The 23,409-nt window shown below is 72.8% G+C and carries 24 protein-coding genes; 19 read left to right on the forward strand and 5 right to left on the reverse strand.

The genetic code is table 11. From position 1 onward, the window contains the following. Positions 1-6: 6 nt before the first annotated feature. Both MFF56_RS24825 and MFF56_RS24830 read right to left on the reverse strand, forming a co-directional pair. Positions 7-2,220 (reverse strand): hypothetical protein, encoded by a 2,214-nt coding sequence (locus MFF56_RS24825; RefSeq protein WP_066927988.1) that lies wholly within the window; start codon positions 2,218-2,220, stop codon positions 7-9. Positions 2,221-2,320: 100 nt separating this feature from the next. Continuing rightward, a complete protein-coding gene (locus MFF56_RS24830; RefSeq protein ID WP_066927989.1) occupies positions 2,321-2,752 on the reverse strand; it encodes a hypothetical protein in 432 nt (143 codons plus the stop codon). 218 nt (positions 2,753-2,970) lie between these two features. Here MFF56_RS24830 and MFF56_RS24835 point away from each other — a divergent pair, with 218 nt between their 5' ends. From MFF56_RS24835 to MFF56_RS24910, 16 genes are all read left to right on the forward strand, one after another. Beyond that, complete coding sequence (locus tag MFF56_RS24835) at positions 2,971-3,531, forward strand: hypothetical protein (protein WP_066927991.1); 561 nt, start codon at positions 2,971-2,973, stop codon at positions 3,529-3,531. Positions 3,532-3,581: 50 nt separating this feature from the next. Continuing rightward, complete coding sequence (locus MFF56_RS24840) at positions 3,582-3,956, forward strand: tetratricopeptide repeat protein (RefSeq protein WP_066927993.1); 375 nt, start codon at positions 3,582-3,584, stop codon at positions 3,954-3,956. Between the two features lie 196 nt (positions 3,957-4,152). After that, entirely contained in the window at positions 4,153-4,659 is a 507-nt protein-coding gene (sctI, locus tag MFF56_RS24845) for a type III secretion system inner rod subunit SctI (protein WP_066927995.1), read from the forward strand. A 16-nt stretch (positions 4,660-4,675) separates the two neighbouring features. After that, positions 4,676-5,500, forward strand: a complete 825-nt coding sequence (sctJ, locus tag MFF56_RS24850) for a type III secretion system inner membrane ring lipoprotein SctJ (RefSeq protein WP_066927997.1) — start codon at positions 4,676-4,678, stop codon at positions 5,498-5,500. Further along, positions 5,497-6,261: a hypothetical protein gene (locus MFF56_RS24855; protein WP_238231501.1), complete on the forward strand. Its 765-nt coding sequence runs from the start codon at positions 5,497-5,499 to the stop codon at positions 6,259-6,261. Before sctJ ends, MFF56_RS24855 begins: the two co-directional genes overlap by 4 nt. Then, on the forward strand, positions 6,240-6,896 hold the full coding sequence (gene sctL / locus MFF56_RS24860) for a type III secretion system stator protein SctL (protein ID WP_066919450.1): 657 nt from the start codon (positions 6,240-6,242) through the stop codon (positions 6,894-6,896). The genes MFF56_RS24855 and sctL overlap by 22 nt, the downstream gene beginning before the upstream one ends. 56 nt (positions 6,897-6,952) lie before the next feature. Continuing rightward, positions 6,953-8,278, forward strand: coding sequence for a type III secretion system ATPase SctN (sctN, locus tag MFF56_RS24865; protein WP_444543609.1), 1,326 nt, complete (start codon positions 6,953-6,955; stop codon positions 8,276-8,278). A gap of 8 nt (positions 8,279-8,286) precedes the next feature. Further along, positions 8,287-8,763 carry a type III secretion system stalk subunit SctO gene (gene sctO / locus MFF56_RS24870; RefSeq protein WP_197430461.1) on the forward strand — a complete coding sequence of 159 codons (477 nt, stop codon included), beginning with the start codon at positions 8,287-8,289 and terminating at the stop codon, positions 8,761-8,763. Further along, on the forward strand, positions 8,760-9,551 hold the full coding sequence (locus MFF56_RS24875) for a hypothetical protein (RefSeq protein ID WP_238231503.1): 792 nt from the start codon (positions 8,760-8,762) through the stop codon (positions 9,549-9,551). Before sctO ends, MFF56_RS24875 begins: the two co-directional genes overlap by 4 nt. Continuing rightward, positions 9,548-10,651 (forward strand): FliM/FliN family flagellar motor switch protein, encoded by a 1,104-nt coding sequence (locus MFF56_RS24880; protein ID WP_066922379.1) that lies wholly within the window; start codon positions 9,548-9,550, stop codon positions 10,649-10,651. Before MFF56_RS24875 ends, MFF56_RS24880 begins: the two co-directional genes overlap by 4 nt. A gap of 12 nt (positions 10,652-10,663) precedes the next feature. Next, positions 10,664-11,305: a type III secretion system export apparatus subunit SctR gene (gene sctR, locus MFF56_RS24885; RefSeq protein ID WP_066922376.1), complete on the forward strand. Its 642-nt coding sequence runs from the start codon at positions 10,664-10,666 to the stop codon at positions 11,303-11,305. A 9-nt stretch (positions 11,306-11,314) separates the two neighbouring features. After that, positions 11,315-11,605, forward strand: a complete 291-nt coding sequence (gene sctS / locus MFF56_RS24890) for a type III secretion system export apparatus subunit SctS (protein WP_066922374.1) — start codon at positions 11,315-11,317, stop codon at positions 11,603-11,605. Positions 11,606-11,625: 20 nt separating this feature from the next. Further along, positions 11,626-12,453 carry a type III secretion system export apparatus subunit SctT gene (gene sctT / locus MFF56_RS24895; RefSeq protein WP_197430582.1) on the forward strand — a complete coding sequence of 276 codons (828 nt, stop codon included), beginning with the start codon at positions 11,626-11,628 and terminating at the stop codon, positions 12,451-12,453. Continuing rightward, on the forward strand, positions 12,450-13,571 hold the full coding sequence (sctU, locus tag MFF56_RS24900) for a type III secretion system export apparatus subunit SctU (RefSeq protein WP_066922370.1): 1,122 nt from the start codon (positions 12,450-12,452) through the stop codon (positions 13,569-13,571). Before sctT ends, sctU begins: the two co-directional genes overlap by 4 nt. Positions 13,572-13,642: 71 nt before the next feature. Continuing rightward, positions 13,643-14,098, forward strand: a complete 456-nt coding sequence (locus tag MFF56_RS24905) for a type III secretion system chaperone (RefSeq protein ID WP_066922368.1) — start codon at positions 13,643-13,645, stop codon at positions 14,096-14,098. Positions 14,099-14,131: 33 nt separating this feature from the next. Then, positions 14,132-15,535 carry a hypothetical protein gene (locus tag MFF56_RS24910; RefSeq protein ID WP_066922366.1) on the forward strand — a complete coding sequence of 468 codons (1,404 nt, stop codon included), beginning with the start codon at positions 14,132-14,134 and terminating at the stop codon, positions 15,533-15,535. A gap of 45 nt (positions 15,536-15,580) precedes the next feature. On the opposite strand, the gene MFF56_RS24915 is transcribed toward MFF56_RS24910, so the two are convergent. The 3 genes from MFF56_RS24915 to MFF56_RS24925 are packed head-to-tail and all read right to left on the reverse strand — an operon-like array spanning position 15,581 to position 18,749. Further along, a complete protein-coding gene (locus MFF56_RS24915; protein WP_238231505.1) occupies positions 15,581-16,090 on the reverse strand; it encodes a helix-turn-helix domain-containing protein in 510 nt (169 codons plus the stop codon). Next, the gene (locus MFF56_RS24920; RefSeq protein WP_238231507.1) at positions 16,066-16,632 is read right to left on the reverse strand and encodes a hypothetical protein; all 567 of its coding nucleotides are present in this window, start codon (positions 16,630-16,632) and stop codon (positions 16,066-16,068) included. The genes MFF56_RS24915 and MFF56_RS24920 overlap by 25 nt, the downstream gene beginning before the upstream one ends. Continuing rightward, on the reverse strand, positions 16,629-18,749 hold the full coding sequence (locus MFF56_RS24925; RefSeq protein WP_238231509.1) for an FHA domain-containing protein: 2,121 nt from the start codon (positions 18,747-18,749) through the stop codon (positions 16,629-16,631). Before MFF56_RS24925 ends, MFF56_RS24920 begins: the two co-directional genes overlap by 4 nt. 536 nt (positions 18,750-19,285) lie before the next feature. On the opposite strand from MFF56_RS24925, the gene MFF56_RS24930 reads away from it, so the two are divergent. From MFF56_RS24930 to MFF56_RS24940, 3 genes are all read left to right on the forward strand, one after another. After that, positions 19,286-20,104 carry a helix-turn-helix domain-containing protein gene (locus tag MFF56_RS24930; RefSeq protein ID WP_066927008.1) on the forward strand — a complete coding sequence of 273 codons (819 nt, stop codon included), beginning with the start codon at positions 19,286-19,288 and terminating at the stop codon, positions 20,102-20,104. 426 nt (positions 20,105-20,530) lie between these two features. Beyond that, a complete protein-coding gene (locus MFF56_RS24935) occupies positions 20,531-22,918 on the forward strand; it encodes a secretin GspD/PilQ domain-containing protein (protein ID WP_238231511.1) in 2,388 nt (795 codons plus the stop codon). A 98-nt stretch (positions 22,919-23,016) separates the two neighbouring features. Beyond that, positions 23,017-23,385 carry a hypothetical protein gene (locus tag MFF56_RS24940; RefSeq protein WP_156453816.1) on the forward strand — a complete coding sequence of 123 codons (369 nt, stop codon included), beginning with the start codon at positions 23,017-23,019 and terminating at the stop codon, positions 23,383-23,385. Positions 23,386-23,409 lie beyond the last annotated feature (24 nt).

Here is a 23,409-nt window from a genome sequence, read left to right on the forward strand (position 1 = left end):
CCCGCCTCACGACGTACCCGCGATCTTCTGCACGATCTCGTTCATCTTCGACAGGGCGTTGTTGGCCAAGTCGAAGTTGCGGTCCTTCGCCTTGGTGTCGGAATTGACCTTGTTCATCAGGATCTGGCTCTCCTGGTTGAGCAGGGTCACCCGCTCGGAGAGCTGGTTGGCGTAGGTCGACCACTGGCTCGAGCTCTTTCCGTTGACGTTGTCGGCGCCGCGCACGATGTTGTGTAGCACCTCCACCGGATGTCCCCAGCCGTTCTGGAAGACCGCCACCGCGGCCTTCTGGATCTTCTGTCGCGTCGCATCGCCGTCGTATTTGAGATCCGTCGCATCGTTGTTCGTCTTGCCGTCCTTCTCGGGCGCGATCGACTTGATCGTTTCGCTGACGAGAGACTGGACGATGTTGTACATCTTCAGCACCTCGTTGACCTGGTTGATCTCCTCGGTCTGGATGCGGATGTTGGCCTCGCCGGCCTGGTTGGCGTAGAGCTGGAACAGGTAGATCAGGTTCGGCACGTCCAGGTTCTGCGTCGTGCCCTCGATCTTGCCGGTTCCGGCGAGGCTCTGCCGGGACTGGGCGATCTGCAGCAGGCGCGCCTCCTGCTCCATGAAGACCGTGTAGGAGCGCCTGATCGAGCCGTTGTCCTCCGTGTCGAGGACGACCCGGACGCCGGTGTTGTTGCGGTCGATGCGGCCGTCCGTTTCCGCGATCTTGGCGAAGCAGTTCGCCCGCTCGAAACGGTCGGTGATCAGCTTGATCTGGTCCGTGATCTCGCCCTTGGAGAAGATCGCCCCGGAGGCGATCTTCTGGTTGAGGAGGCCGAGTTCGTCCGTGAAGATCTTGCGGTTGGCCGCGCTCATGAAGTCGTTGCCCTTGAACACCTGGGGCGTTCCACCCGGCACCATGGCGTTGATGTTCGTGATCGCCGCGTTGACGAGATCCGTGACCTCCGTCTTGCTGACCGTGAGGTTGAGCTTGATCCGCAGGCCGGTCGTGGCGTTCGCGAAGATGTCGAGGCCGGCCAGGGTGGTCTGGTCGGCGAGCGGCATCCGGGCGATATCGGCCTTCTGCAGCGTATCGACCGTGTAGAGCTTCGTACCGCCCGCCGCCACGAAGGCGGTGACCGTCTCGCTCGCGGACGTGCCGATCGTGACGGCCTTGCCCCCGTTCTGGCTCGGCTGCAGGTTCTTGCGCACGTACTCGATCTGGATCGCCGTGTGCCAAGCCCCGAATTCCTTCGGGGTCAGCTGGTCGGGGAGCTTGGTGAAGTTGCTCGGCTTGTCGTCCAGGGTCTTGCCCGGCGTCCCGTTCAGGGTCGGGAAGAGGAGTTCGGCATTGTCCGCGTTCGGGGCGCCGCTGAGATCCTTGTCGCTGCCGTAGATGTTCGGCGTGGGGTTTGCCAGCATCAGCATGGCGCCTGTCATGCCGCCGCCGAAGCGAGTGATCGTCGCGATGGCGCCCGGGGTCTGGAGCGCAACCTTCGGGGGCTCGCCCGTGCCGTTGGCCAGGACGTAGGCGACCTGCACCGCCTCGGGCCAGGCGCGGAAGGTGTCGGCGGCGAGCGCCGCCGGCCCCGTGCCGAAGGCGTCGGGCAGCTTCGTGAGGCCGACGGTCTGCGCCTTCGCGTCGAGCGTCGCGACCCGCCGCGTGGTGTCGGCCGGGCCGACCAGGACCGCGGGCGGATCGCCGATGCCGCGGGTCAGGACGTAGTGCCGCTTGGCCGCCGCCGGCCAGTTGCCGAAGCCGTCGGCGGTCAGGGCGGCCGCGGGCTTCTCGATGTCGGCGGGCGCCGTGTCCGTCGCGACCCCCGTCCCGGCCGCGTCCGGCGAGGCGAGGATCCGCGCGCCGTCCGGCGGGCCGATCAGGACGACCGGCGGGGCGCCGACGCCGCGGGCCTCGACGTAGTCGAGCTTCACCGCCGCCGGCCAGTCGCCGAAGGTCGCGGCGGCGAGGTCGGTGGGCGCCGTGTCGGTCGGCGTCAGCGTAACGGCGTTGCCCGCCGCGGCCAGCACGGCCACGGCCTGCCGGCCCTGGTCGGGGCCGATCAGGACCGCCCGGGGCGTGCCGCTGCCGTTGGCCTGCACGTAGTCGGCCTGGGCCTGGGCCGTCCAGCGGGCGAAGACGTCGGTCGCCAGGCTGCTCGGGGCGGGGCCGGCCTGCAGGGCCGCGTAGGCTGACACGTTGAAGCCGGTGAGGCCCGGGCTGCTGACCATGGAAGCGACTCGCTCGGTTGCGGGGCCGGAGGCCGGTGGAGCGCCCTCCGCCGACAGGCGCGGCGGTTCGGCATCGAGGGGTGCGCCGGGGTGAGGCGGCTCAGAGGCGAAGGATCATGCGCCGGGCGCGCGGCGCGGCTACGTCGCCCTCCCCGCCGGGATGCGGATCGGCCCGCATCCCGGCGGATTGCCCGGCGGATTGCCCGGCGAGCCGCTCGGCGCGGCCGAGGAGTTCGGCAAGCCCGGCGAAGAGCGCGTCCGGATCGTCGGCCCGCGCCGGGAGGTCGGCGAGGCACGCCCGGAAGGCCGGGTCCCGGGCGAGGCGCGGATCGCGGACCAGCCGTGCCAGGCCGTCGCGCAGGCCGCCGAGCGCGCGCGCCCGATCGAGGCCCGCGGCATCCGCATCCGCCGGAGGGTGCCGGGCGAGCCAGGCCTCGATCTCGGCCGAGACGGTGCCGGCATCGCCCGGGTCGCCCGCATCGGCCATCGCGGCCCACCGCACCGTGACCGGGCGCCTGCCGGGATAGGTCATCCTCGAACCGTCATGTGCTGCAGCCGCTTGGCGCCGGGCCGTGATCCGGCACGGCGCCGATCCTAGGTGACGACCGCTCCGGGCGTGTCACATTCGATACAGGCCGCGCCGCTGCGCGCGCCTAAGACGGGAGCCGGACCTGCGCGGAGCGCGCCGGCCCACCGATCGTTGCCGTGCCGGCCGGGCGTCCCCCTCCGGAGCGCGAGGGAGGCGAACGCGTGCGCGACGTGCTGACGCTGCCCGAGAGCGGGCTCGGCCGGGCGGCGGAGACCGGTGCGGCGGCCGCCCGGCACGAGACCGTCGCCCTCATCCTGGGGGCCGCCCAGGACGCCGCCGCGGCGGAGGCCGTCGCGGGCGCGGTCGAGCGGCTGCTCGCCCAGCACGGCACGCCCGCGGCCGGCCCGCCCGGGGAAGGGGTGCCCTACGCCCGGGCGGCGCAGGCCGTGGCCGAGGGCCGCCTCTCCGAGGCCCTGACCCTGCTCGCGCCGCTCGCCGCCGAGCCCGACAGCCGCGCCGAAGCGGTGCTCGGCCTGGCGGTCTGCGCGGCGCGCCTGGGCTGTTGCGACGAGGCGCTGATCCTCGCCCGCGAGAGCCGCAGGCTGGCACCGAACCACCCGCGGGCCAGCTGCGTCGCGGGCCTGTGCGAACTGGAACTGGGCAACCGCCGCGCCGCGCAGGGCCATCTCGCCACCGCCGCGCGGCTGGCGCGGCGCGACCCCGCCTTCGGGGAGGACCTGCGCCTGGCGCAGCGCGCGCTCCTCCTCATGCACCTAGCCTGACACCTGGCCTGACACCTGGCCTGACCTTTGGCCCGAGCGGAGACCGCGCCATGTCCGAACCCGCCGCGCTCCTCGAAGCCGACGACGTCCGCCTCCTCGTCGAGATCGGCTTCTCGGCCCTGTCGCGCGGGCTGCTCGCGCCGGCCGAGACGATCTTCGCGGGCGTCGAGGCCGCGCGGCCGGGGTCGGAGGCGGCCGGCATCGGACGCGCCCTCGCCCGCCTGCACGGGGGCGCGGTGGACGAGGCCGTCGGCATCCTGCGCGCCCTGCCGCCCTCCGATGCGGCGCGGGCGTTCCTCGGCCTTGCGGTCTCGCGCACCGGGGACCGCGCCGAGGCCCGCGCGATCCTCGCCGAGGTCGCGCAGAGCGCCCCCGGCACGCCTCCCGCCGCGATGGCGCAGGATCTCCTGGCAGCGCTGGCGTGAGCCGCCGGTTCGGCCGGGCCGCAACAGGACGGGCGCGGCGGCGTCCCGGAGCAATCCCGGGAAAGACTGAAAGTCCCGTTCGGCACATCGCTGATCCACCGAGCGGGGTCGAGAAGCTGCGATCTGCGCAGTTCAACACTTTCTTGGTACTGTCCTGCGATGGTACCACTCGGTGGCGGTCGGAGATTGAGATCAGATGCCCGCGTTGAGCTTGCCCAATCTCGGCGTCGGATCGGGCAGCGCCGCGCTCGGCGAGGGGTTGCGCGAGGCGGGCGGCGTGCAGCGCGCCGCCTTCCAGGACGCGATGACCCGGAAATCTGCCGACCGGCCGACCCTCGACGCGCCCGCGGCTACCGCGCCCGCGACGGCCGCCCAGCCGGTCGCACCGGTTCAGACAGTTCAACCGGTGGGCTTCGAGAATGCCCCGGGTGCGCGCGACCGGGTCCGGCGCAGCCTGGAACTCGACGGCGCGGCCCGCCCCACGGACGGCGACACCATCCTGGGCGGCCTGCAGAAGCTGCGCGGCGCCTTCGACGCCCGGCACGCCCGCGTCGGCGAGATCATGGCCTCCAAGACCGTCGACACCAACGCGCTGCTCGCCATGCAGATGGAGGTCGCGCAGTACACCCTGCTGGTCGACGTCTCGTCGAAGCTCACCGGCAAGAGCACGCAGTCCCTCGACACCCTGATGAAGGGTCAGTGAGCGTCCCGGCCGCACCATGCCCGTTCGACGGATCCTCGCCCGCCGGAGCCTGCGCGGTCTCGCCCTCGGCCTCGGGCTGCTGCTCGCCGGCTGCCAAGCCGAGCTCTACTCGAACCTGAGCGAGATCGAGGCCAACCAGATGCTGGCCGTGCTGATGTCGAACGGCATCCCGGCCCAGAAGGTCGCCAAGGGCAAGGACGGGTTCACGGTGAGCGTGGACGAGCGCGACATGCTGCGCTCGATCGCTCTGCTCAGCGACCGCGGCTTCCCGAAAAGTACCCGCGAATCGATCGGCAAAGTGTTCCAGAAGTCGGGCATCATGTCCTCGCCCTTCGAAGAGCGCGTGCGCTACATCTACGCGCTCGGCGAGGAGGTGGCGCAGACCCTGAGCCAGGTGGACGGCGTCGTGACCGCCCGCGTCCACATCGTCCTGCCGGACACGCCCCAGCTGGGCCAGGCGGTGAAGCCCTCCTCGGCCGCGGTCTTCATCAAGTACCAGCCCGGCGTCGATCTCGACTTCTTCGTCCCACAGATCCGCCGCCTCGTCAGCAGCTCGATCGAGGGGCTCGACTACGCCGCCGTCACCGTCGTGCTCTCCGAGGCCGCGCCGACCAAGTCCGCCATCACGGTGCCGCAGAGCGCGACCGTCGAGGTGCTGCCGGGCCTCAGCGTGCGCGACACCGACACCGCCCGCTTCTGGCAGATCTTCTACGGCGGCCTCGGGCTGATCGGCCTGCTCCTGGCCGGCCTTGCCGCGGGCGCCGTATTCTGGCTGCGCAAGCGCGCCGGGCCGCGCCGCGGGTCGGAGGCCCTGCCGGTGCCGCTGGTCGAGCCGTCGTGATCCCAGCCGCCGCGCTCGACGCCACCCCCATTGGCGATCCCGCGGCCGATCCCGCGGCCGAGGTTCGGGCGCTCGGCCTCGCGGCGCAGATCGCGGCGCGGCTGGTGCGGCCGATCGGCCATTTCGCGCCCGGTGCCTGCCCGCTGCCGCCGCTGGAGCCGGACGCGCTCACGGCCCTCGCCGCCCATCCGGCCTTCGGGGTTCCGGTCCAGCGGGCGGCTTCGCGCGCTCTGGCGCCGGAAGCCGCGGGGATCGACGCGGGCCTGATCCGGCGCCTGCGCGAGGCCGCGGCGACCCGGCTCGTCGCGCTCCTCGTGGTGCAGCCGTTGCCCGTTCTGCACGAGGCCGCGCGGCTGCTGGCCGGCGCCATCCTGCACCGGCGCATCCTCGCCCTGGTGCTGAAGGCCGACCGCGAGCGCCTGCAGGCCGCGCTCGGCCCCGCCGCCTTCCGGGTCGCCACCCAGGAGGCCGCGCTGCTGCACGCGGGCCTCGCCGAGGCAGCCGAGCCCGCCGCGCAGGCGGCCTGCCTCGCGGCGGGAAGCCCGGACGCGACGCGGGGCGCCGTCGTCGCCCTCGGGCTCGGGACGCTCGGCCGCTTCGCCGCGGCGGCCGAGCCGGCGCTCGGCCGGCTCGTCGCCCTGCGGCTCGGCGCCGAGCCAGGGATTCTGACCGGACCGCCCCCGCTCGGGCCGGGGGCCTGCGAGCACGTCGTGAGACTCCTGCGGCGGAGGATGGACGCGTGGTCGCCTATTATCGCCTGAGCGAACTCGGCTACCGCCTCGCGCCGGGCCTGCAGGTGCTGCCCCCGGAGGCGTTCGAGCCGGTTCCGGCCGCGACCGCCCTGCTGCGCGACGCCGAGGCGCGCGCCGCCGCGATCGTGGCCGAGGCCGAGCAGGAATACGCGCGCCGCAGCGCGCAGGGCTACGCCGACGGCCTCGCCCGGGCGGAACTCGAATCGGTCGAGCGGCTGCTGCGCGAGGGCGTCCAGCTCGATGCCGGCCTGAAGGCGGCCGAGGCCGAGATGGCCCGCATCGTCATGGCGTGCGTGCGCCGCCTCGTCGACAGCTTCGACGACGAGGCCCGCACGGTCGCGGCCGTGCGGGGCGCGCTGCGCCAGATGCGCCGCGAGCGCCGGGCCGAGCTGCGCGTCGCGCCCGCCCACTACGCCGCCATGCGCGACCGGATCGCCGGCATCGTGGCGGATTTCCCCGAGGTCGAGTTCGTCGACGTGGTCGAGGATCCGGCGCTCATGCCCCCGCAGATCGTGCTCGAATCGAGCATCGGCCGGGTCGAGACCGCGGTCGATGCCGGGCTCGACGCGCTGGAGGCGATCGTGCGGGGCGCCGCCGCAGGACATTCCGATAGCTCGGCCGACCCGGCCGGGGCGGCGGCGTGAACCGCCCCCTCCCCCCGCCCGACGGCGCGGCGGTCGCGCGCGAGCGCGCCGAGCGCATCCGAGCGCGGCTCGGCCGCGTCCTGCCCGAGGTCGCCACCCGCGCGGCCGCCTTCGATCCCTACGCGGTCACCGGCCGGGTCCGGAAGGTCGTCGGCACCATCATCCACGCCAGCGTGCCGGACGTGCAGGTCGGCGAGATCGTCGAGCTGATCACCCGGCAGACTGGCCTGCGCCTGTTCGCCGAGTGCGTCGGTTTCCTCGACGAGGAGGCGCTGCTCGCGCCGATCGGCGAGACGCAGGGTGTCTCGCCCCGCACGGAGGTGCGCCGCACCGGCCGCGTCCAGGCGGTGGCGGTGGGCCCGGGCCTGCTCGGCCGGGTCATCGACGGCATGGGCGCCTTCATCGACGGCCGGGACCTGCCCTTCGAGCCCGAGACGCACTACCCCGTCTACCAGGACCCGCCGGACCCGATGCGCCGCCGGGTGATCGATACCCCACTCTCGCTCGGCGTGCGGGCGCTCGACGGCATCCTCACCTGCGGCGAGGGCCAGCGCATGGGCATCTTCGCGGCGGCCGGCGGGGGCAAGTCGACCCTGCTGTCGATGCTGGTGAAGGGCGCCGACGTCGACGTCACCGTGCTGGCGCTGATCGGCGAGCGCGGGCGCGAGGTGCGCGAGTTCATCGAGCACGATCTTGGCCCCGAGGGGATGGCGCGCGCCATCATCGTCTGCGCCACCTCGGACCGCAGCTCGATGGAGCGCGCCAAGGCCGCCTTCGTGGCCACGGCAATCGCCGAGTACTTTCGCGATCAGGGCCAGCGCGTGCTCTTCCTGATGGATTCTGTGACGCGCTTCGCGCGCGCCCAGCGCGAGATCGGGCTGGCGGCCGGCGAGCCGCCGACCCGGCGCGGCTTCCCGCCCTCCGTCTTCGCCAACCTGCCGAAGCTGATGGAGCGCGTCGGCATGAACGACCGGGGCTCGATCACCGCGCTCTACACGGTGCTGGTCGAGGGCGACGACATGAACGAGCCCGTGGCCGACGAGACCCGCTCGATCCTCGACGGGCACATCGTGCTCTCGCGCAAGCTCGCCGCGGCCAACCATTACCCGGCGATCGACATCCTGGCCTCGAAGAGCCGCGTGATGGGCGCCGTCACCACGCCCGAGCACCGGGCGATGGCCGGCCGGGTCAATGCCTGGCTCGCGGCCTACGCGGATGTCGAACTGCTCGTGAAGGTCGGCGAGTACAAGCGCGGCAACGATCCCGATTCCGACCTCGCCATCGCCAAGTACAAGCCGATCAACGCCTTCCTGCAGCAGCGCACGGACGAGTTCGACAGCTTCGAGATCACCCAGCAGAAGCTGAGGGCGCTGACCCGATGATCGGCCAGATGAGCATCCTGCTGCGCCTGAAGACCCTCAAGGAGGAACAGGCTCTGCGCGCCCTCCAGGTGAAGCGCCGGCAGGTCGCCGAGGGCGAGGCGGTGCTGGACGAGGCCCGGCAGGCGGTGAGCGCGAGCGCCGCGACCCTGGGCTCGCGCGAGGACGCGATCTACGAAGGCATTCTCGGCCGGGTGGTCGATCTCGGCGCCCTCGACGACACCCGCGGCGCCGTGGTCGCCCTGGAGAAGGGCCATGCCCGCCTCACCGATTCGGCCGAGCGCGCCGCCTACACCCTGCACCGCCTGACCGGCGAGTGCGAGGCGGCGGCCGAGGGCCACCGGGCGGCGACGCGGGTGCGCGACAAGTACACGATCCTGCGCGACGATCTGGCCGCGCGCGCCGCCGAGGAGGCGGAGGCGCGCGAGGAAGGCGAGGTCGAGGAGCTGTTCGGCCGGCGCCGGCCGGGTCCGGGAGAGCGGCCATGATCCGCACGAACCAGCCGCCGCACCCGCCTTCGACCGCGGAGAAACCGGCGGGCTACCCGGGCGATACCCGTCAGGACCCGCGGCGCGACCCGTTCCACCCGCGCGATTCCCGCGAGCGCGCGCTGCGCGACGGACTCGGCCGCGACAGCCTCGGCCGCGAGGACCGGTCCGGCACCGGCGAGGGGTTCGGCCGCTCGCTGGCCTTCGGCGAGCGCATGCGCGACGCGATGGGCGACGCGATGGGCGACACTGGGCGGGACCCGGGGCGGGACCCCGGCCAGGGCGAGGAGCGCGGCGACGGGCGGGAGCACCGCCGCGAGGACGAGCCGCGCCTGCTGGCCGGCGTCGAGCCCGAGCCGGTGGCGGCCCTGTTCGGCGCAGCCCCCCCTGCCGCGGCGGCCCCGGCGCGCGAGGCGCTCACGGCCGGCCCCGGCACCGCCGACCTCGTGGCGCGCCTCTCCGAGCGGCTGGAGGCGGCCATCCGCGCGGAACTCTCGGCCGGCGCCGGGCAGACGCTCTCGCTGCGCGTGCCCCTCGACGGGCTGGTGCCGGGTCTCGCCGCCGTCACGGTAGCGCTGACGCCGACGGGTCTCGACGTGACGCTGGTGCGCGCGGCGGGCCTCGCCCCCGCCGACCTCGCGGAGGCGGCCCGGGACCTCGCCCACCGGCTGCGGGGCCGGTTCGGTGGCCGGGGCGTGCGCGTGCTGGAGCGGACCGAGGCGGCCGAACCACGGGCCGGCGACGCGCTCGCGGCGATCGGCCGCCTGCTCGGGCGCGCCGACCCGTGAGCGCGGCCCATCCCTGGACGCCCCCGACCTTGCGCGGGGTACCGGCCGACGCGATCGGCGTCTGGAACGCGCTCGCCGGCCGGACCGGCGTGCCGCTGCCGCTGCGCGGCCAAGCCGCGGCCGTGGTGGAGCTGGCCGAGGCGCCGCCGGTGGACGCCCTCTGCCTCGACCTGCGTCTCGGGCCGGATCTGCCGCTCGTGCTGCGCCCGGTCGCCTTCCCGTTCATGGCGGCCTTCGGGGCCGACCTCGACGTCGCCGACCTGCCCCTCCTTCCCGACGCGCTCCGCGAGGCGCTGCTCGCGGGCCTCGTCGCGGCCTTCGCCTCGGTGATGCCCGACCATGATCTCGGCGCGCTCACCACCCGGGCGGCCGGTCCGCTCGGCGACCTCGTCCCGGCGGAGCGGGCCGAAGATCTGCGCTGGTTCCGCGTGGCCCTGCACGGCCTCGCCCCGGCGCCGGTCGCGCTCGACATCGCGGCGAGCCTCGACACGCTGGCGCGGATCTTCGGCCCGCTCGGGCCCCGGCCGGTCTGGCCGGGCATCCGGCAGATCCTCACCCGCACCGCCGCCGTCACGCTCGGGCGCCTCGTCCTGCCGCTCGGCGATCTGCGGGCGCTGGCCCCCGGCAGCGTCGTGGTGCTCGATGCGGGCATCGGCCCGGGGAGCGCGCGGCTGCGCCTCGGCCCGGCCCTGTTCCACTTCCGGGAGGCGGGCGGCGGCTGGACCTGCTCCGCCGTCACCGCGGCCGCCGCCCTCCCCGATCGTCCGGACGAGACCCGTCAGGAAGGCCCCACCAGCATGTCGTCCAGCATGTCGTCCAGCACGTCGTCCAGCACCCTTGTCCCGACCGCCGAGCCGCGGGGTGCCGACCTCGACGCGGGCCTGGATGTGGCCCTCGACCTCGACATCGGCAGCGTCACGGTGCCGCTCGCCGAGATCGAGACCTGGCAGGTCGGCAGCCTCGTCGCCCTCGACCCCGAGATCCCGCGGGACGGGCTGGAGGTGGTGCTCAGGGTGAACGGCCGCGCGGTCGGCGCGGGCGAGCTGGTGCGGATCGACGACCGCTTCGCGGTGCGCCTCGTGCGCCTCGCCCTGGGTTGAGGGGCCGGGCCCGTGGTCGATCCGCTCAACCTCATCTTCGTGCTGGGCGCCGCCGCCTTCGTGCCGTTCCTGGCCGTGGTGGCGACCTCGTTCATCAAGCTCTCGGTGGTGTTCCTGCTGGTGCGCAACGCGCTCGGCGTGCAGCAAATTCCGCCGAACATGGCGCTCAACGCGCTCGCCATCATCCTCACCGGCTACATCATGACGCCGGTCATCGTGCAGACCTACGACATCCTGTCCGCCGGGCAGTTCACCTACACGAGCGTCGAGGGGCTGAAGGCCGCCTACGAGGCGGGCCGCGAGCCGCTGGCGGGCTTCCTCAACCGGCACGCGGCCGAGCGCGAGAAGCTGTTCTTCCTGGAGGCCGCCCGCTCGCTCTGGCCGCCGGACCTCGCCGACCGGCTGGGTCCGGACAGCATCGCGGTGGTGCTGCCGGCCTTCACGGTGAGCCAGCTGCGCGAGGCCTTCGAGATCGGCTTCCTGCTCTACCTGCCCTTCATCGCCATCGACCTCATCGTCTCGAACATCCTGCTCGCCATGGGCATGATGATGGTGAGCCCGCTCACCATCTCGCTGCCCTTCAAGCTGTTCCTGTTCGTGATGGTGGACGGCTGGTCCCGGCTGATCCTCGGCCTCGTGAAGACCTATGTCTGAGGGGCCCCGATGACCCCCGCCGACGCCGTCCACCAGATCACCGAGGCGATGATGCTGGTGATGCTGCTCTCGATGCCGCCGATCGTGGTGGCCTCGGTGGTCGGCATCGCGGTCAGCCTGCTCCAGGCGCTGACCCAGGTGCAGGAGCAGACCCTGTCCTTCGCGATCAAACTCGTCGCCGTGGCGGTGACGATCGCCGCGATGGCGGGCTTCCTCGGCAACGAGATGTTCACCTACACGCTGAAGCTGTTCGACAACTTCCCAAAATACACCCACGTGGCCAAGGAGCCGCGGCGGTGAGCAGGCCTCTCTGAATGGAGGTGCGCGAGACCCTGCTGTTCTTCTTCCGGCTGTTCGACCGGGAGGTGATCGCGCTCATCCTCACCCTGCCGCGGGTCTACGCCTTCATGGCGGCCTCGGGGCTGCTGGTCTCCACCGCCGTGCCGCGGGTGGCGCGGGTCGCGGTGGTCCTCGCCCTGTCGATCCTGCCCGCCGGCATCAACCTCGCCCATGTGGACGCCTTCGACCGGCAGGTGACCACCTACGCGGTCTACCTCGCCAAGGAGGTCGCGATCGGCTTCCTGCTCGGCTACCTCGTCGGCTGGATCTTCTGGGCCGTGCAGGCGGCGGGCGCGCTGATCGACAACCAGCGCGGCTCCTCGATGGCCTCCTCGATCGACCCGCTCCAGGGCCAGGAGACCTCGACGCTCGGCATCGCCTTCAGCCAGGTCTTCCTCACCTACGTCTACGTGGCGGGCGCGGTGCTGCCGGTGATCGGCCTCCTCTACCGCTCCTTCGCGATCTGGCCGGCCACGCGCGCGCTGCCGATCATCTCCGAGCGCTTCCCCGCCCTGATGCTCGGGGTGTTCGACCACGCGGTGCGCTACGTGCTGATCCTGGCCGGGCCGATCGTCGCCATCATGTTCCTGGCCGAGTTCGCGCTCGCCATGGTCAGCCGCTTCGCGCCGCAGATCCAGGTCTTCGTGCTGGCGATGCCGATCAAGAGCGCGCTCGCGATGTTCGTGCTGATCTTCTACTTCTCGACGCTCCTGCCCCACGCCGCGAGCCAGACCGTGCTGGTCCAGGGCTACCTCGATTCGCTCTACACGCTGCTGCGCTTCGGTGCCGGCCCGGGGGCGGCGCCGTGAGCGAGGGCGGCGAGAAGACCGAGCTCCCGACCCCGAAGAAGGAGCGCGACGCCCGGGAGAAGGGCCAGGTCGCCCGCAGCCAGGAGGTGGTCTCGGCCGGCTCCCTGATGGCGGTGATCGCCTATGTCTGGCTCGCCTGGGGCGACATCGTCCGGCGGCTCGCCGCCCTGTTCGACGTGGTGGCCCAGCTCGCGCTCGGCGAGTTCCGGGTCAGCGCCGCCAACGGCCTCTCCATCGTTGGCATGGAATGCGTGAAGATCCTGGCGCCGATCGTCGGCGTGACGATCGTGGCCGGCATCGCGACGAACGTGCTGCAGTTCGGCGTGCTCTTCGCCTTCGAATCGCTGGCGCCGAAGCTGGAGAAGATCAGCCCGGCGGCGGGCTTCAAGCGCGTGTTCTCGATGAAGCAAATCGTCGAGACGCTGAAATCCATCCTGAAGATCGTGATCCTGTCGATCCTGCTCTGGTACGTGCTGCGCGGAGCGCTCGGGCCCTTCGCGGTCTCGATCGGCTGCGGCATGCCCTGCCAGATCAACCTGACGCAGGCGGTGCTCTTCCAGACCCTGATGTACTCGGGCCTCGCCTTCCTGATCGTGGCGCTCGCCGACTTCACCTACCAGAAGCGCAGCCACATCAAGAGCCTGATGATGTCGAAGGACGAGGTGAAGCGCGAGTACAAGGAGAGCGAGGGCGACCCCCACATCAAGGGCAAGCGCAAGCAGCTCGCCCAGGAGCTGGTGATGAGCGAGGGCGGCTCGGCCGCCCGCAAGGGCACCGCGGTGGTGGTGAACCCGACCCATTTCGCCGTGGTGCTGCGCTACGACGAGACGGACGCGCCCGTGCCCCTCGTCACCGCCAAGGGCCGCAACCTGCAGGCGGTCCACCTGCGCGCGGAGGCCGAGGGGGCGGGCGTGCCGGTCTTCCGCAACGCGCCGCTCGCCCGCCGGCTCTACGCCGACACCGCGGTGGGCGAGACCATCCCCGACGACCTGTTCGACGCGGTGGCCGAGGTGCTGGCCTGGGTGGCGCGCAACCGGGACCGGCTCTACGCGGGCCGCCTTCCCCACGGCGTGATCGACATGGAAGCCGGCGACCACAGGCCGCCGGGGGCGGGCTGACGGAGGCTGTCCCGTTCGGCACAGGCCCGGCCCGGCGAATCCGCTTAACTCCCTGGACCAGGGAGAACACGATGCAGAGCGTTGACGAGGCCCTCGAAGCGATCCGCGTTCTGGCCGGGCTGCCGCGGCTGGCGCTCGACGGCGACGGACAGGTCGAACTCATCTTCGACAAGACGATCCGGGTCGCGATCGCCAAGATCGATGCGGGGAGCTTCGAACTCTATACCGAACTGCCCGGGCTCGGGCAGGACCTCGACCGCGACGTCCTCGTGCGCCTCATGACGGCCAACTATCTCGGCGAGGCGACGGGGCCGGGACGGCTGATGCTCGATCCGCGCGACCGCGTCGTCTGCTACGGCCAGCGGGTCGAGGTCGGGCCGCTCGACGCGGCGCAGCTCGAGGCCACCCTGCTCGGCTTCATGAAATACGTGGCCTTCCTGCGCTCGGAGGACGCCGCCGCGCTGATCCGCGGACCGCGCGAGGCCGAGGCCGCGGCGCCGGCCGGCGACCTGATGATCCGGATCTGACGCAGGATCCGCCACGCAGAACGGGAGAGCCCCATGCTGAACGGTGTCGGTGGACAACACGCCCCGCAGATCGGCGCCGCCTCGACGGCCCCGGTTTATTCCCAGGCCCACGGCTGGCTTCACACGGTGAGCCTCGCGGACGATCCCCGGCCCCGGGCGAGCGCGGGCTTCGCCGAGACGGCCAGGGGCGTGATGCAGAGCCTCGGCCTGTCGGCCGCAAGCGCCTTCGCGTCGCTCAAGGGGAGCCTCACGGTCGCGGGCGACAAGCTCTTCGACCTCGCCGGCAAGGCCGCGCACGGCCTGGTGTCGGGTTTGAAGACGCTCGGCCGCGAGGCGGCGGCCCTGTTCGCCGACCGCGGGCCGCAGGCGGCCCCGAGCGGGCCGCGGGCGGCCCATGGCGCGCCGCAGGCGGCCGGAGCCGGGGCGACGGCGCAGCCGGCGCGGGCGGCGCCCCGGCTCCCGGTGGAACTCGACGCGCTCTTCACGAATCTCGGCATCGAGACGTTCGGCGGCGAGTCCTTCGACCCGCGCACGGCGAGCGTCGCACAGATGCACGCCTGCACCTACGCGCAGGTGAAGGCCAGCGCCGAGGGCATGAGCGACGACAAGCTCGGCTCCTTCATCCGCAACGCCAACCCCGCCTCGCAGAGCTCGCAGGCGCTGGCCCGGGACTATTCGGCGGCGGTCGCGGGCGCCGTGTCGGCCCGTCTCGAGGGCAAGCCGCCGCTGCCCTTGAGCGAGAGCGGCTACAGGACCGACAGCAGCCAGCACTACACCGAGATGGCGACGGAGACGCGTTCGCGCGGCGAGATCGCCCGGCAGGCGGTCGCCGAGCTGAAGGCCGTGCTCACCGAGCTGATGGGAGCTCCCGGAGACGCCGCCTCGATCCGCACGGCGGCAGACCGGGTGCCGCAGGACATGAGGAACCAGCTCGGCGTGATGTTCGCGGCGATCGACGACAGCGGCGCCACGCCCGAGCAGAAGGCCGGGATGCGCGCGCACGCGGCGCGGGACATGCTCGCCCTGCGCAGCATCAACCCGGAACTCACCGTGATGAAGCCCCCGGAGGGTCTCTCCGGCGATGCGCTCACCGCGTTCGCGCACGCGACGCCCGTGCGCAACCGCCTCGAGATGGGGGCGGCGATCCAGAGCCTGATCAACGGGCGCGGGCTGCCCGAGAAGTTCGCGCCGGAGGTGCGCGACCTCGCGGGCGAGCTCGGCCGCGACTGGGGCGAGACCTTCCAGACCTTCGCCCGGGCCGTGGCGGAGGGGGCCGATCCGGCCGTCGTCGGGCGGGCGCGGGACGCGGGGCAGAGCAAGATCGACAGCTTCGCCCGCAACATCGCCCCGCACAACGCCGCCGTCGAGCAGGCGCGGCGCGACGACCTGCGCCGGGAATACGAGGAGAACCTCGCGCAGGCGGAATGGATGAGCTGAGGCCGGCGCTCGAGGCCGGGACCCGATCGCGGGCCCGGGCCGCCCTCAGGTCCTGACGGCGGCGTCCCCGCACGGGGCCCGGAAGCCCCGCCACCACGTCCGGGCCGGACCCAGCACCTCCCCCTGCCGGGCGACGGCCTCCGCCCGCCGTGCCGCGGCCCAGTCTCGCGGCGCCGCGCCGTAGCGGGCGCGAAAGCCCCGGCTGAGATGGGCCGAGCTGCCGATGCCGTGGGCCCCGGCCAGGCGCGTCAGGCTGCGCCGCTCCAGCGGGTCGGCGAGCGCGTCGCGCAGGGCGAGGAAGCGCTGCTCCTGCACGTAGGCCATCACCCCGCCGAGCGGCGCGAACAGGCGGTAGAGCGTGGCGCGGGAGATCCCGAGCGCGGCCGCGATGTCCTCCGGCGCGAGGTCCCGGTCGTCGAGCCGAGCGAGGACGAGGCGCTCGGCCCGGGCGAACTGGCCGGCATCGAGTGCCGGACCCTCCAGTACGTCGACCGCCCGCGAGGGGTCGAGCAGGTGCCGCACGAAGCCGATCAGCTCGGCTTCGAGGGCTGGCACGTCCGCGGGCCGCGCGCGCGGCAGGGTGCGATGCAGGAGCTCGAGGCGCGCACCGAGCAGCCGGTTTCGGGCCGGGTCGAACCGGATCGCGAGGGCGTCGGTGTCGAGCCCGCGACGAGGTGGCGCGGCACCACAAGCCCGATCGTGTCGGCAGCGAGGCGGCCGGCGAGCATGCGGCGGCGGTTGGCCACCACGACGGTGCCGGGCAGGAGCGAGGCGGTACTCCCCGCGATGTCGCCGTGGTAGCTGCCGCTCCGGCAGAACTGGAACGCGATGTGGTCGGGGGTCGGGTCGGCGAGGCGGCGGTCGCGTGCGACGTGCTGCCCGTGCCAGACGGTGCGGTTCGCCAGGAGCATGCCCACGCGGTGGACGGCGATCCCGCCCCCCGGCGCGCGGCCCTGGGCGTCGCGCGCGGCCGGCTCGATGCCGTACATCAGCCGCATCAGCGCGCGCCAGGTTTCGACGGCCTGGTCCCGGGGCTGGCCGGCCGTGCTGTAGCGCAGCACGGGCAGATCCTGTTCCGGGCCGGACGCCTGCGTCACGGCATGATCTTCCAGCTCAGGTCCGGATCGAACACCACGGCGGTGAGGCCGGCCTTGAGCTGGAGGGCGACGCCGAGCTCGCCGATCGAGGCGACGCGGCTGGTCTGGTCGGGCGCCGCGCCCTCGTGGAGCTTGCGCCCGCCGCGGGTGAGGACGTAGCGGGCCGGCACGAGGCTCGCGCCGGTCAGGTCCAGCCCGAAGGGCGGCAGGTCGCGGGTGATGAAGCGGACGAAGGCGGGGTTGCGGCCGATCTCCCGCAGGTAGACCGAGCGCGCGGCCGCGCGCTCGCCCTCGGGCGCCCGCCGGGCGCAGGCGGCGGCGCGGGCCGGGTTCAGGGCGACCTCCAGCAGCTGGAGCTGCAGCGGTCGCTCCTGATCGGTCAGGGAGACGGCCTCGTTCGTGCTGAGAAGGTCGAGCCAGACCAGGGCCGCCACGACGTCGCGCGGGCGCAGCCGCGTGTCGGCCCAGCAGGGATCGCCCTCCGCCGCCCCGTCCTCGGCGAGGACCGGCAGGTACCAGCCGGGCGGCGCGGCGCCGGGCTTGGCCGCCGGGTCGCTGGCGCGCAGGCCGTCGAGGGCCTCCTTCAGGGCGCGGGATTTCGAATCGCCGCCGAGACGGTCCTCCCGCCAGCGCCGGAACAGGTCGCGCGTCCGGTCGCCGACCCCGTCGGCGGCCGGACGGGCCGCGGAGCCCTCCGCCTCGCCCGCGCGCGTCGCCGCGGAGCCGGCCGTTCCGGCAGCCTCGCTCGCCCCCTGCCCGTCGCGCCCGTTCGCGCCGCTCGTGCCGCTCGTGCCGCTCGTACCGTTCCGGCCGGCCATGCCGCCTTCCCCCGCGGCATCCGCCAGCACGGTCTGCGGGCGCCCCCCGGGGCGGAGCGGGCCCACCCCGCCCCGGTTGCCGGCCCCCGGCAGGATCTCGCCCGGCCGGTAGATCCCCTGGGCGAGCTGATCGGGATCGAGCGCGACCTCGCCGCCGCTGGCCGTGCCGCCGACGAGGATCGCCCGCTCGGCCCCCGGCGTCCCGGCGCCCTGCAGCTGCACGAAGGAGCGCAGCGGGATCTCGCGGGCGAAGCGGCGGGCATAGCTCTGCAGGAATCCCACGAAGGCATCGACCTTCTCGGCCGGGATCGCGCCCGTCGCCTCGATCAGGTCGTCCACCACGCGCAGCAACACGTAGGGCTGGATCTGCGCCGCCTGTGCCAGGCGCTCGACCTCCCCGAGCAGGCTCTGCGCCGTCCGGATCCGCGACTGGACGGCGGCCAGGCCCACGACGCGGTCCTTCACCAGATCGACGAAGCGCGCGGCCCGGCCCTCGTTCAGGATCAGCCCGTCGAGGACGAGGGTGCCGTCCTCCGAGAGCTGGAACCCGACCGGAAGCTTCTGGGCGGCGATCAGGCTCTCGATCTCGGCCCGGATGGTCTGCAGCACCCAGAGGCGGATCCGGGCGGGGATACCGGTCTTCTCGACGGCGCCGACGAGGGCGCGGCGCTCCACGGGGGTATCGACGTAGCCCGAGACGTAGACCGCCCCGTCCACCTCCTGGCGCGCCGCGATCGCGCGGCCGAACGGAAACTGGTCGAGGGCCGCCCGCGTCAGGACGAGGTCGTCGCGCCCCGCATCGGCCGTACCGGCGATCCGGGTCAGGCCGCCCCCCATCAGCAGCCAGAGCGCGAAGCCGACGAGCAGGGCGAGGGCGGCCAGCGGCATCGCGAGCGCCCGAAGCCGCCCCCCGGACAGCGGCGCAGCCGGCCGACCGGCCGTGGGGGCGGCATCGTCCTCCAGCACGGTGGCCCATTGCGAGGTCGGATGCCCGAGGGCGAAGCGCGTCGTCCCGGCGGTGACGACGTCGAGGGGCTCGATCTCCTGGAAGCCACTCCCGGACTCGATCTGCAGGCCGGCGGCGGTCCGCAGCGCGCCCGCGGCCCCCGCCAGGGCGATCTTGCCCCCCGAGACCCGGAGCCGGGCATGGCCGGGCCGGATGCTGACGTCGATGAGCTGGATGTCGTCCTCCGGCCCCGTGCCGAGGACGTACTCGCCGGGCACGAGGGCGACCTCGACGCCGGCCTGCATGCCGACGAGGATCTTGAGAATGACGCTGTCGGAGGCGACTTCGGCCACGGCTTAAGCTCTCGTGCGGCGCGGAAGGGCGCGGGATCAATTCTGTGGGCGCAGGATTAGCGCGCGGTGAACCCGGCGGACGGTGAGGCCGGACGATCGGCCAATCCATGTCCGATCTCGACCGCCCGATCCAGACCCCGGCGCCGCGATCGATAGATGATCCGGGTCCTCCCCCGGAACCGTGCCCGACGGTGCCGGATCACGTCCCGGGCCCCACGCTCTCGAGCCGCCGCGATCTGTCGAGCCGCCCCACTCTACCGTTCCGCAAGGCAATTCGCCTGTCTTGAGGGCCGGCCTGAGACGCTGGATCAAAAGATTCCCGCCCCGCAACCTTGCTGTACGGAACGCCGGCATCCTACGAGCGTACGTGACCGGACATAGTATCGCGAGAGACCTTGCGAGATGAGGCTTGGGGCGGAGACGTGCCGACTCCTGATCTGACCGGGGCGAGCAACGCCTTCGAACGCGGTCCGGCGGGCCGATGCGGGCACGGACAGCCGTTCCGTCGCATCGCCGATGTCCGGATCGCCGCGGCCATGCGCTTCGCGGAGGCGCGGCTGGACACGCCGCCCACGACCGCGGCCCTCGCGGCCTCGGTCGGCCTGTCGCAGTTCCACTTCCTGAGGCTGTTCCAGACGCGGACCGGCGAGACGGTGAGCGACTACATCCGCCGCATCCGGCTGGACGCGGCGGCCCTGCATCTGCGCGGGTCGCGGGAGCCGATCGTGGCCATCGCCCTAGCGGTGGGGTACGGCAGCCAGGCCGCCTTCACCCGCGCCTTCACCGGACGCTTCGGCCGCTCCCCGGCGAGCTACCGGCGCGCCGCGGGCCGCGGCACGGGCGCCGTCGATCCCGGGACCTTGCGGACCGTCGCGATCCGCAGGGTCGCGGCCATCACCTGCCTCGGCCGGCGCTATCTCGGATCCGGGTGCGACGCCCACGTGCAGTGGCGCGACTTCCTCCAGGACCTGCCGCCCGATCTCGGCACCGGCCCCGACCGCCGCCTCCTGCGGGTCGTCCACGACGACCCGCGCATCACGCCGCCCGAACAGATCCGGGTCGATTGCTGTCTTGTCCACGCGGCCCTGCCGTCCGAGATCCGGGCGCTGGCGGGGCGCGGGATCCACGCCTTCGAGACGGGCGCGGGCATGTACGCGGTCATCCCGGAGGCGGAGGCACCCGGGAGCGCCTCCGCCCGGTACGATGTCATCGACGGCTGGTTGGCCCAGCAGGAGCGCTATCGTCCCCGCGGCACGGGCTGCCTCGAATTCCATGCCGGAGCGGAGACGCCGGCGGACGGTCGCGCCCGCGAGCTCTTCGTACCGGTGCGTACCGCCGGCGGGGATGCGGCCTGAACCCGAGCTGATCCGCCACAGCAGGATCGGTGAAGACAGGGCGCGGGCGAGATGCTGGATAGGAAGGCCGCCCCGCGCAGCGCCCGCCGGACGTCAGGTCAGGCGCCGGCCCCACGCAAGCGTCGCGCACACATCCCAGATCCGCGCGCATCGATCGCGACGGCTCTTCTGAGCCAATATTGCGACGTGCCATCTGCACAAGCGCATAGAACCTAACATCGCGTTGATCGATCCTGCGTTTCTGCAGAAATTCTGATCATGGTTAGCGGCTTGTTAAGAAGTGCAGCCTAACCCCGGAGGCTGAGCCTTCAGGGCTTTCCGCCGCCCCGACCGTCCGACCGCGGACGGTCGGGGCGGCGGAGACGCATCGCGGGATCCGGACCTGCCGGCGCCCTCTCCCTGGCGAAGAGTCGATCAACCGATCCGATGTTCCGCACCGCGCACACGCTGGTCTTCCTCGCGCCGCTGCTCCTGCCCGTGGCGGGCTGCGTCAGCATCGCGGGGGACGCCTGCACCGATCCCGACACGACGGCCGGCATCGCGGTCGTCAACGACAAGGACGTCACGCCCCGCAACTGCGACGGCCGCTTCCTCTCGGCGCGCAACCAGCGCAGCGTCCTGTACACGGGCGAGGATCGGCCGCGCCTCTGGACCGGCGAGGGCACCCGCGAGGCGCAGGACATCGACGTGCGCCGGGTCAACGCGCCGCCGCTCGGCTACAACCGGGCGGGGACGGTGACCGGCTACCTCGGCACGCTGAAGCTCAACTACGCGGCCGCCGACGAAGCCGTGGAGGGCGACGTCGCCGCGCTCCAGAACTCGCTCGGGCGCCGCTTCGACCCCGACCAGAAAGTCTCGGTCGACTTCCGCAAGGCCACGCTCGACTACGTCCTCAAGCAGATGCTCGGGGGCGCGCTCGGGCTCAGCTACATCGCGCCGGAGGATCTGGGCGGCTCGGTCACCTTCCGCACCGAGGAGCCGGTGCCGAAGGCCCAGGTGCTGCAGGTCGTGCGCGACATCCTGGCCCGCAACGGCCTCGAGATGCGCAGCATCAACGGCGTCTTCCACATCGGCAAGCCGGAGCTGATCGGCTCCATCGAGGCCACCGGCCAGGCCGGCCGCGTCGGCGAGCGGACGACGCGGATCCTGCGCCTGCGCAAGGGCGCGGGCGGCGACCTGCTCGCGCTCGCCCGTCAGATCGTGCCGCCGAGCATCGAGCTCGTGCAGACGAACAACCCCGACACGATCCTGGTGCGGGCGACCGCCGCCGAGATCGACCAGGCCGAGAAGCTGATCAAGGGGCTGGTCCAGACCGGGCTGACCGAGGATCGCGTCGCCGTGATCCCGCTGCGCCAGAGCGCGCCTGAGAAGATCGCCGGCCAGCTCACCGAGTTCTTCCGCAGCCGCAATTCCGATCCGGTCAGCATCGTGCCGCTCGACGGGCAGCAGGCGCTGCTGGTCTCCTCCAAGGCGCCCGGCATGATCGACGGCGTCCGGCGGCTCGCCGAGGCGATGGACACAGAGGTGCGCGACGAGGTCTCGCTGCGGGTCATCCCGCTGCAGCATCTCGTGGCCGACGAGATCGCGCAGCGCCTCGCGGTGATCTTCGGCAGCGGCCAAGCCGGCGGCGGCGGACGGGCCGGCACGCTCGCGGGCGGACCTGGCGGACCCGGCGGCCTGGGCGGGCGGGGCGGTGAGGCCGTGCGGGACCCCGCACCCATCCCGCGCCTCTCGCCGGCCTCGGTCGAGGACGGCGCCCTGCCCTACCCCTACGCGAACGGCCCCGGCAACGGCCTGCCGCGCGGCGGACCGCCGGCCGAGGCCGCGTCCGGCGGCGGTCTCGGCGCAGGCCAGCAGGGTACCCGCATCGTGGCGGACAAGACCAGCAACGCGCTGCTCGTCTACTCGAACTACAGCCTCTTCAAGAAGGTGCGCGAGGTGCTGCGCGCCCTCGACGTGCCGCCCGCCCAGGTGGTGATCGAGGCGACCGTGGTCGAGGTCGAGCTGACCGACCAGCTCCAGACCGGCGTGCAGGTTTTCCTGCAGGGCGCGGGCTTCGTCGTGGGCTCGGGCAACATCGCCGACATCGGCCTCGACGGCCGGACCGCGGCGACCGGTTCGAACACCGGCGGCGGCACCAGCGGCGTCGGCAGCACCGGCAGCGTCGGCGGTGGAGGGAGTAACGGCTTCGGCGGCGTCGCGGCCATCGGCGCGCGCATCGGCAACGCGCTCCGGGTCGATGCGGTGCTGCGCGCGCTCCAGGGCGTGACCAAGGTGAAGGTGATCTCCTCGCCCTACCTCACGGTGCTCAACGGCAAGCAGGCGCGGCTCGTCATCGGCGACCAGATTCCCTACGCGCAGCGCTCGCAATCCGCGAACAACCTCGGCAACACCACGGTCACGCAGGAGATCGTGATCAAGGATACCGGCATCATCCTCGACATCACGCCGCAGATCCACGTGAACAACTCCGTGGCGCTGAAGGTCAACCAATCGGTGAGCACGCCCTCGCAATCGGTGCTCGCCGGGAACCTGACGCCGGTCATCTCCACCCGCAGCGTCGAGTCCGACATCCTGCTGCAATCCGGCCGCACGGTGCTGCTCGCCGGCCTGATCCAGGACCGCCTGGAGCAGCAGGAGGACGGGGTGCCGGTGCTCAAGACGGTGCCGGTCGTGGGCGACTTCTTCAAGCAGAAGGTCGACAACGTCCGCCGGGTCGAGCTGATCCTGCTGCTCACCCCGCGGGTGACCCGCAACGCCTCGCAGATCGAGGATCTCGCCCGCCTGCTGCAGGAGCAGGTCCACACCCGCTGACGCGCCGCCGGGAGCCGGACATTGGAACAGGATCTCAGGGTCGGCATGCGATGGCCGGGGCGAGCCGCCCGGCGCGGTCCATCGCGGTGACGTGCGCGATGCCCCGCTTCATCCTGTGCGGGCTGGTCGGCCTGAGCCTCGGCGGCGTGCCGGCCCTGGCGGCGGATCCCGGGCGCCCGCCCGCTCCTCCGCCCGATGCCCTCTATCCGGCCCCGACGCTTGCGCCGGGACTTGCGCCCCCGGTCCTCCTGCCGCCTCCGCCGCCGGCGCTCCTGCCGCGCCCGCTCGTCGACGCGATCGATCTGCGGACCGGGCGCTGCCTCGCGGGTTTCGCGCCCGATGCGGCCGGCTTCTGCCGGCGCCACGACGACCCTCCGATCGTCTGCCCGGAGCCGGACCTGTGCGGTGCGGGGCCGCCGAGCCTCACGCCCTACGGCATCGGGCCGGCGCTGCGCCTGAACTACTAGAAGACCTGCGCCCGCGCGGACGCC

This window comes from Methylobacterium hispanicum, assembly GCF_022179285.1.
Lineage (GTDB): Bacteria > Pseudomonadota > Alphaproteobacteria > Rhizobiales > Beijerinckiaceae > Methylobacterium > Methylobacterium hispanicum.

What these genes read in the sequence shown, in the direction of transcription:
- MFF56_RS24840 (WP_066927993.1), top strand. Translation starts at nt 3,582, where the DNA reads ATGTCCGAACCCGCCGCGCTCCTCGAAGCCGACGACGTCCGCCTCCTC.
- MFF56_RS24905 (WP_066922368.1), top strand. Translation starts at nt 13,643, where the DNA reads ATGCAGAGCGTTGACGAGGCCCTCGAAGCGATCCGCGTTCTGGCCGGG.
- MFF56_RS24875 (WP_238231503.1), top strand. Translation starts at nt 8,760, where the DNA reads ATGATCCGCACGAACCAGCCGCCGCACCCGCCTTCGACCGCGGAGAAA.
- sctI (WP_066927995.1), top strand. Translation starts at nt 4,153, where the DNA reads ATGCCCGCGTTGAGCTTGCCCAATCTCGGCGTCGGATCGGGCAGCGCC.
- sctJ (WP_066927997.1), top strand. Translation starts at nt 4,676, where the DNA reads ATGCCCGTTCGACGGATCCTCGCCCGCCGGAGCCTGCGCGGTCTCGCC.
- MFF56_RS24825 (WP_066927988.1), bottom strand. Translation starts at nt 2,220, where the DNA reads ATGGTCAGCAGCCCGGGCCTCACCGGCTTCAACGTGTCAGCCTACGCG.
- MFF56_RS24935 (WP_238231511.1), top strand. Translation starts at nt 20,531, where the DNA reads ATGTTCCGCACCGCGCACACGCTGGTCTTCCTCGCGCCGCTGCTCCTG.
- sctS (WP_066922374.1), top strand. Translation starts at nt 11,315, where the DNA reads ATGACCCCCGCCGACGCCGTCCACCAGATCACCGAGGCGATGATGCTG.
- MFF56_RS24910 (WP_066922366.1), top strand. Translation starts at nt 14,132, where the DNA reads ATGCTGAACGGTGTCGGTGGACAACACGCCCCGCAGATCGGCGCCGCC.
- MFF56_RS24930 (WP_066927008.1), top strand. Translation starts at nt 19,286, where the DNA reads ATGCGCTTCGCGGAGGCGCGGCTGGACACGCCGCCCACGACCGCGGCC.
- MFF56_RS24830 (WP_066927989.1), bottom strand. Translation starts at nt 2,752, where the DNA reads ATGACCTATCCCGGCAGGCGCCCGGTCACGGTGCGGTGGGCCGCGATG.
- sctO (WP_197430461.1), top strand. Translation starts at nt 8,287, where the DNA reads ATGAGCATCCTGCTGCGCCTGAAGACCCTCAAGGAGGAACAGGCTCTG.
- MFF56_RS24940 (WP_156453816.1), top strand. Translation starts at nt 23,017, where the DNA reads ATGCCCCGCTTCATCCTGTGCGGGCTGGTCGGCCTGAGCCTCGGCGGC.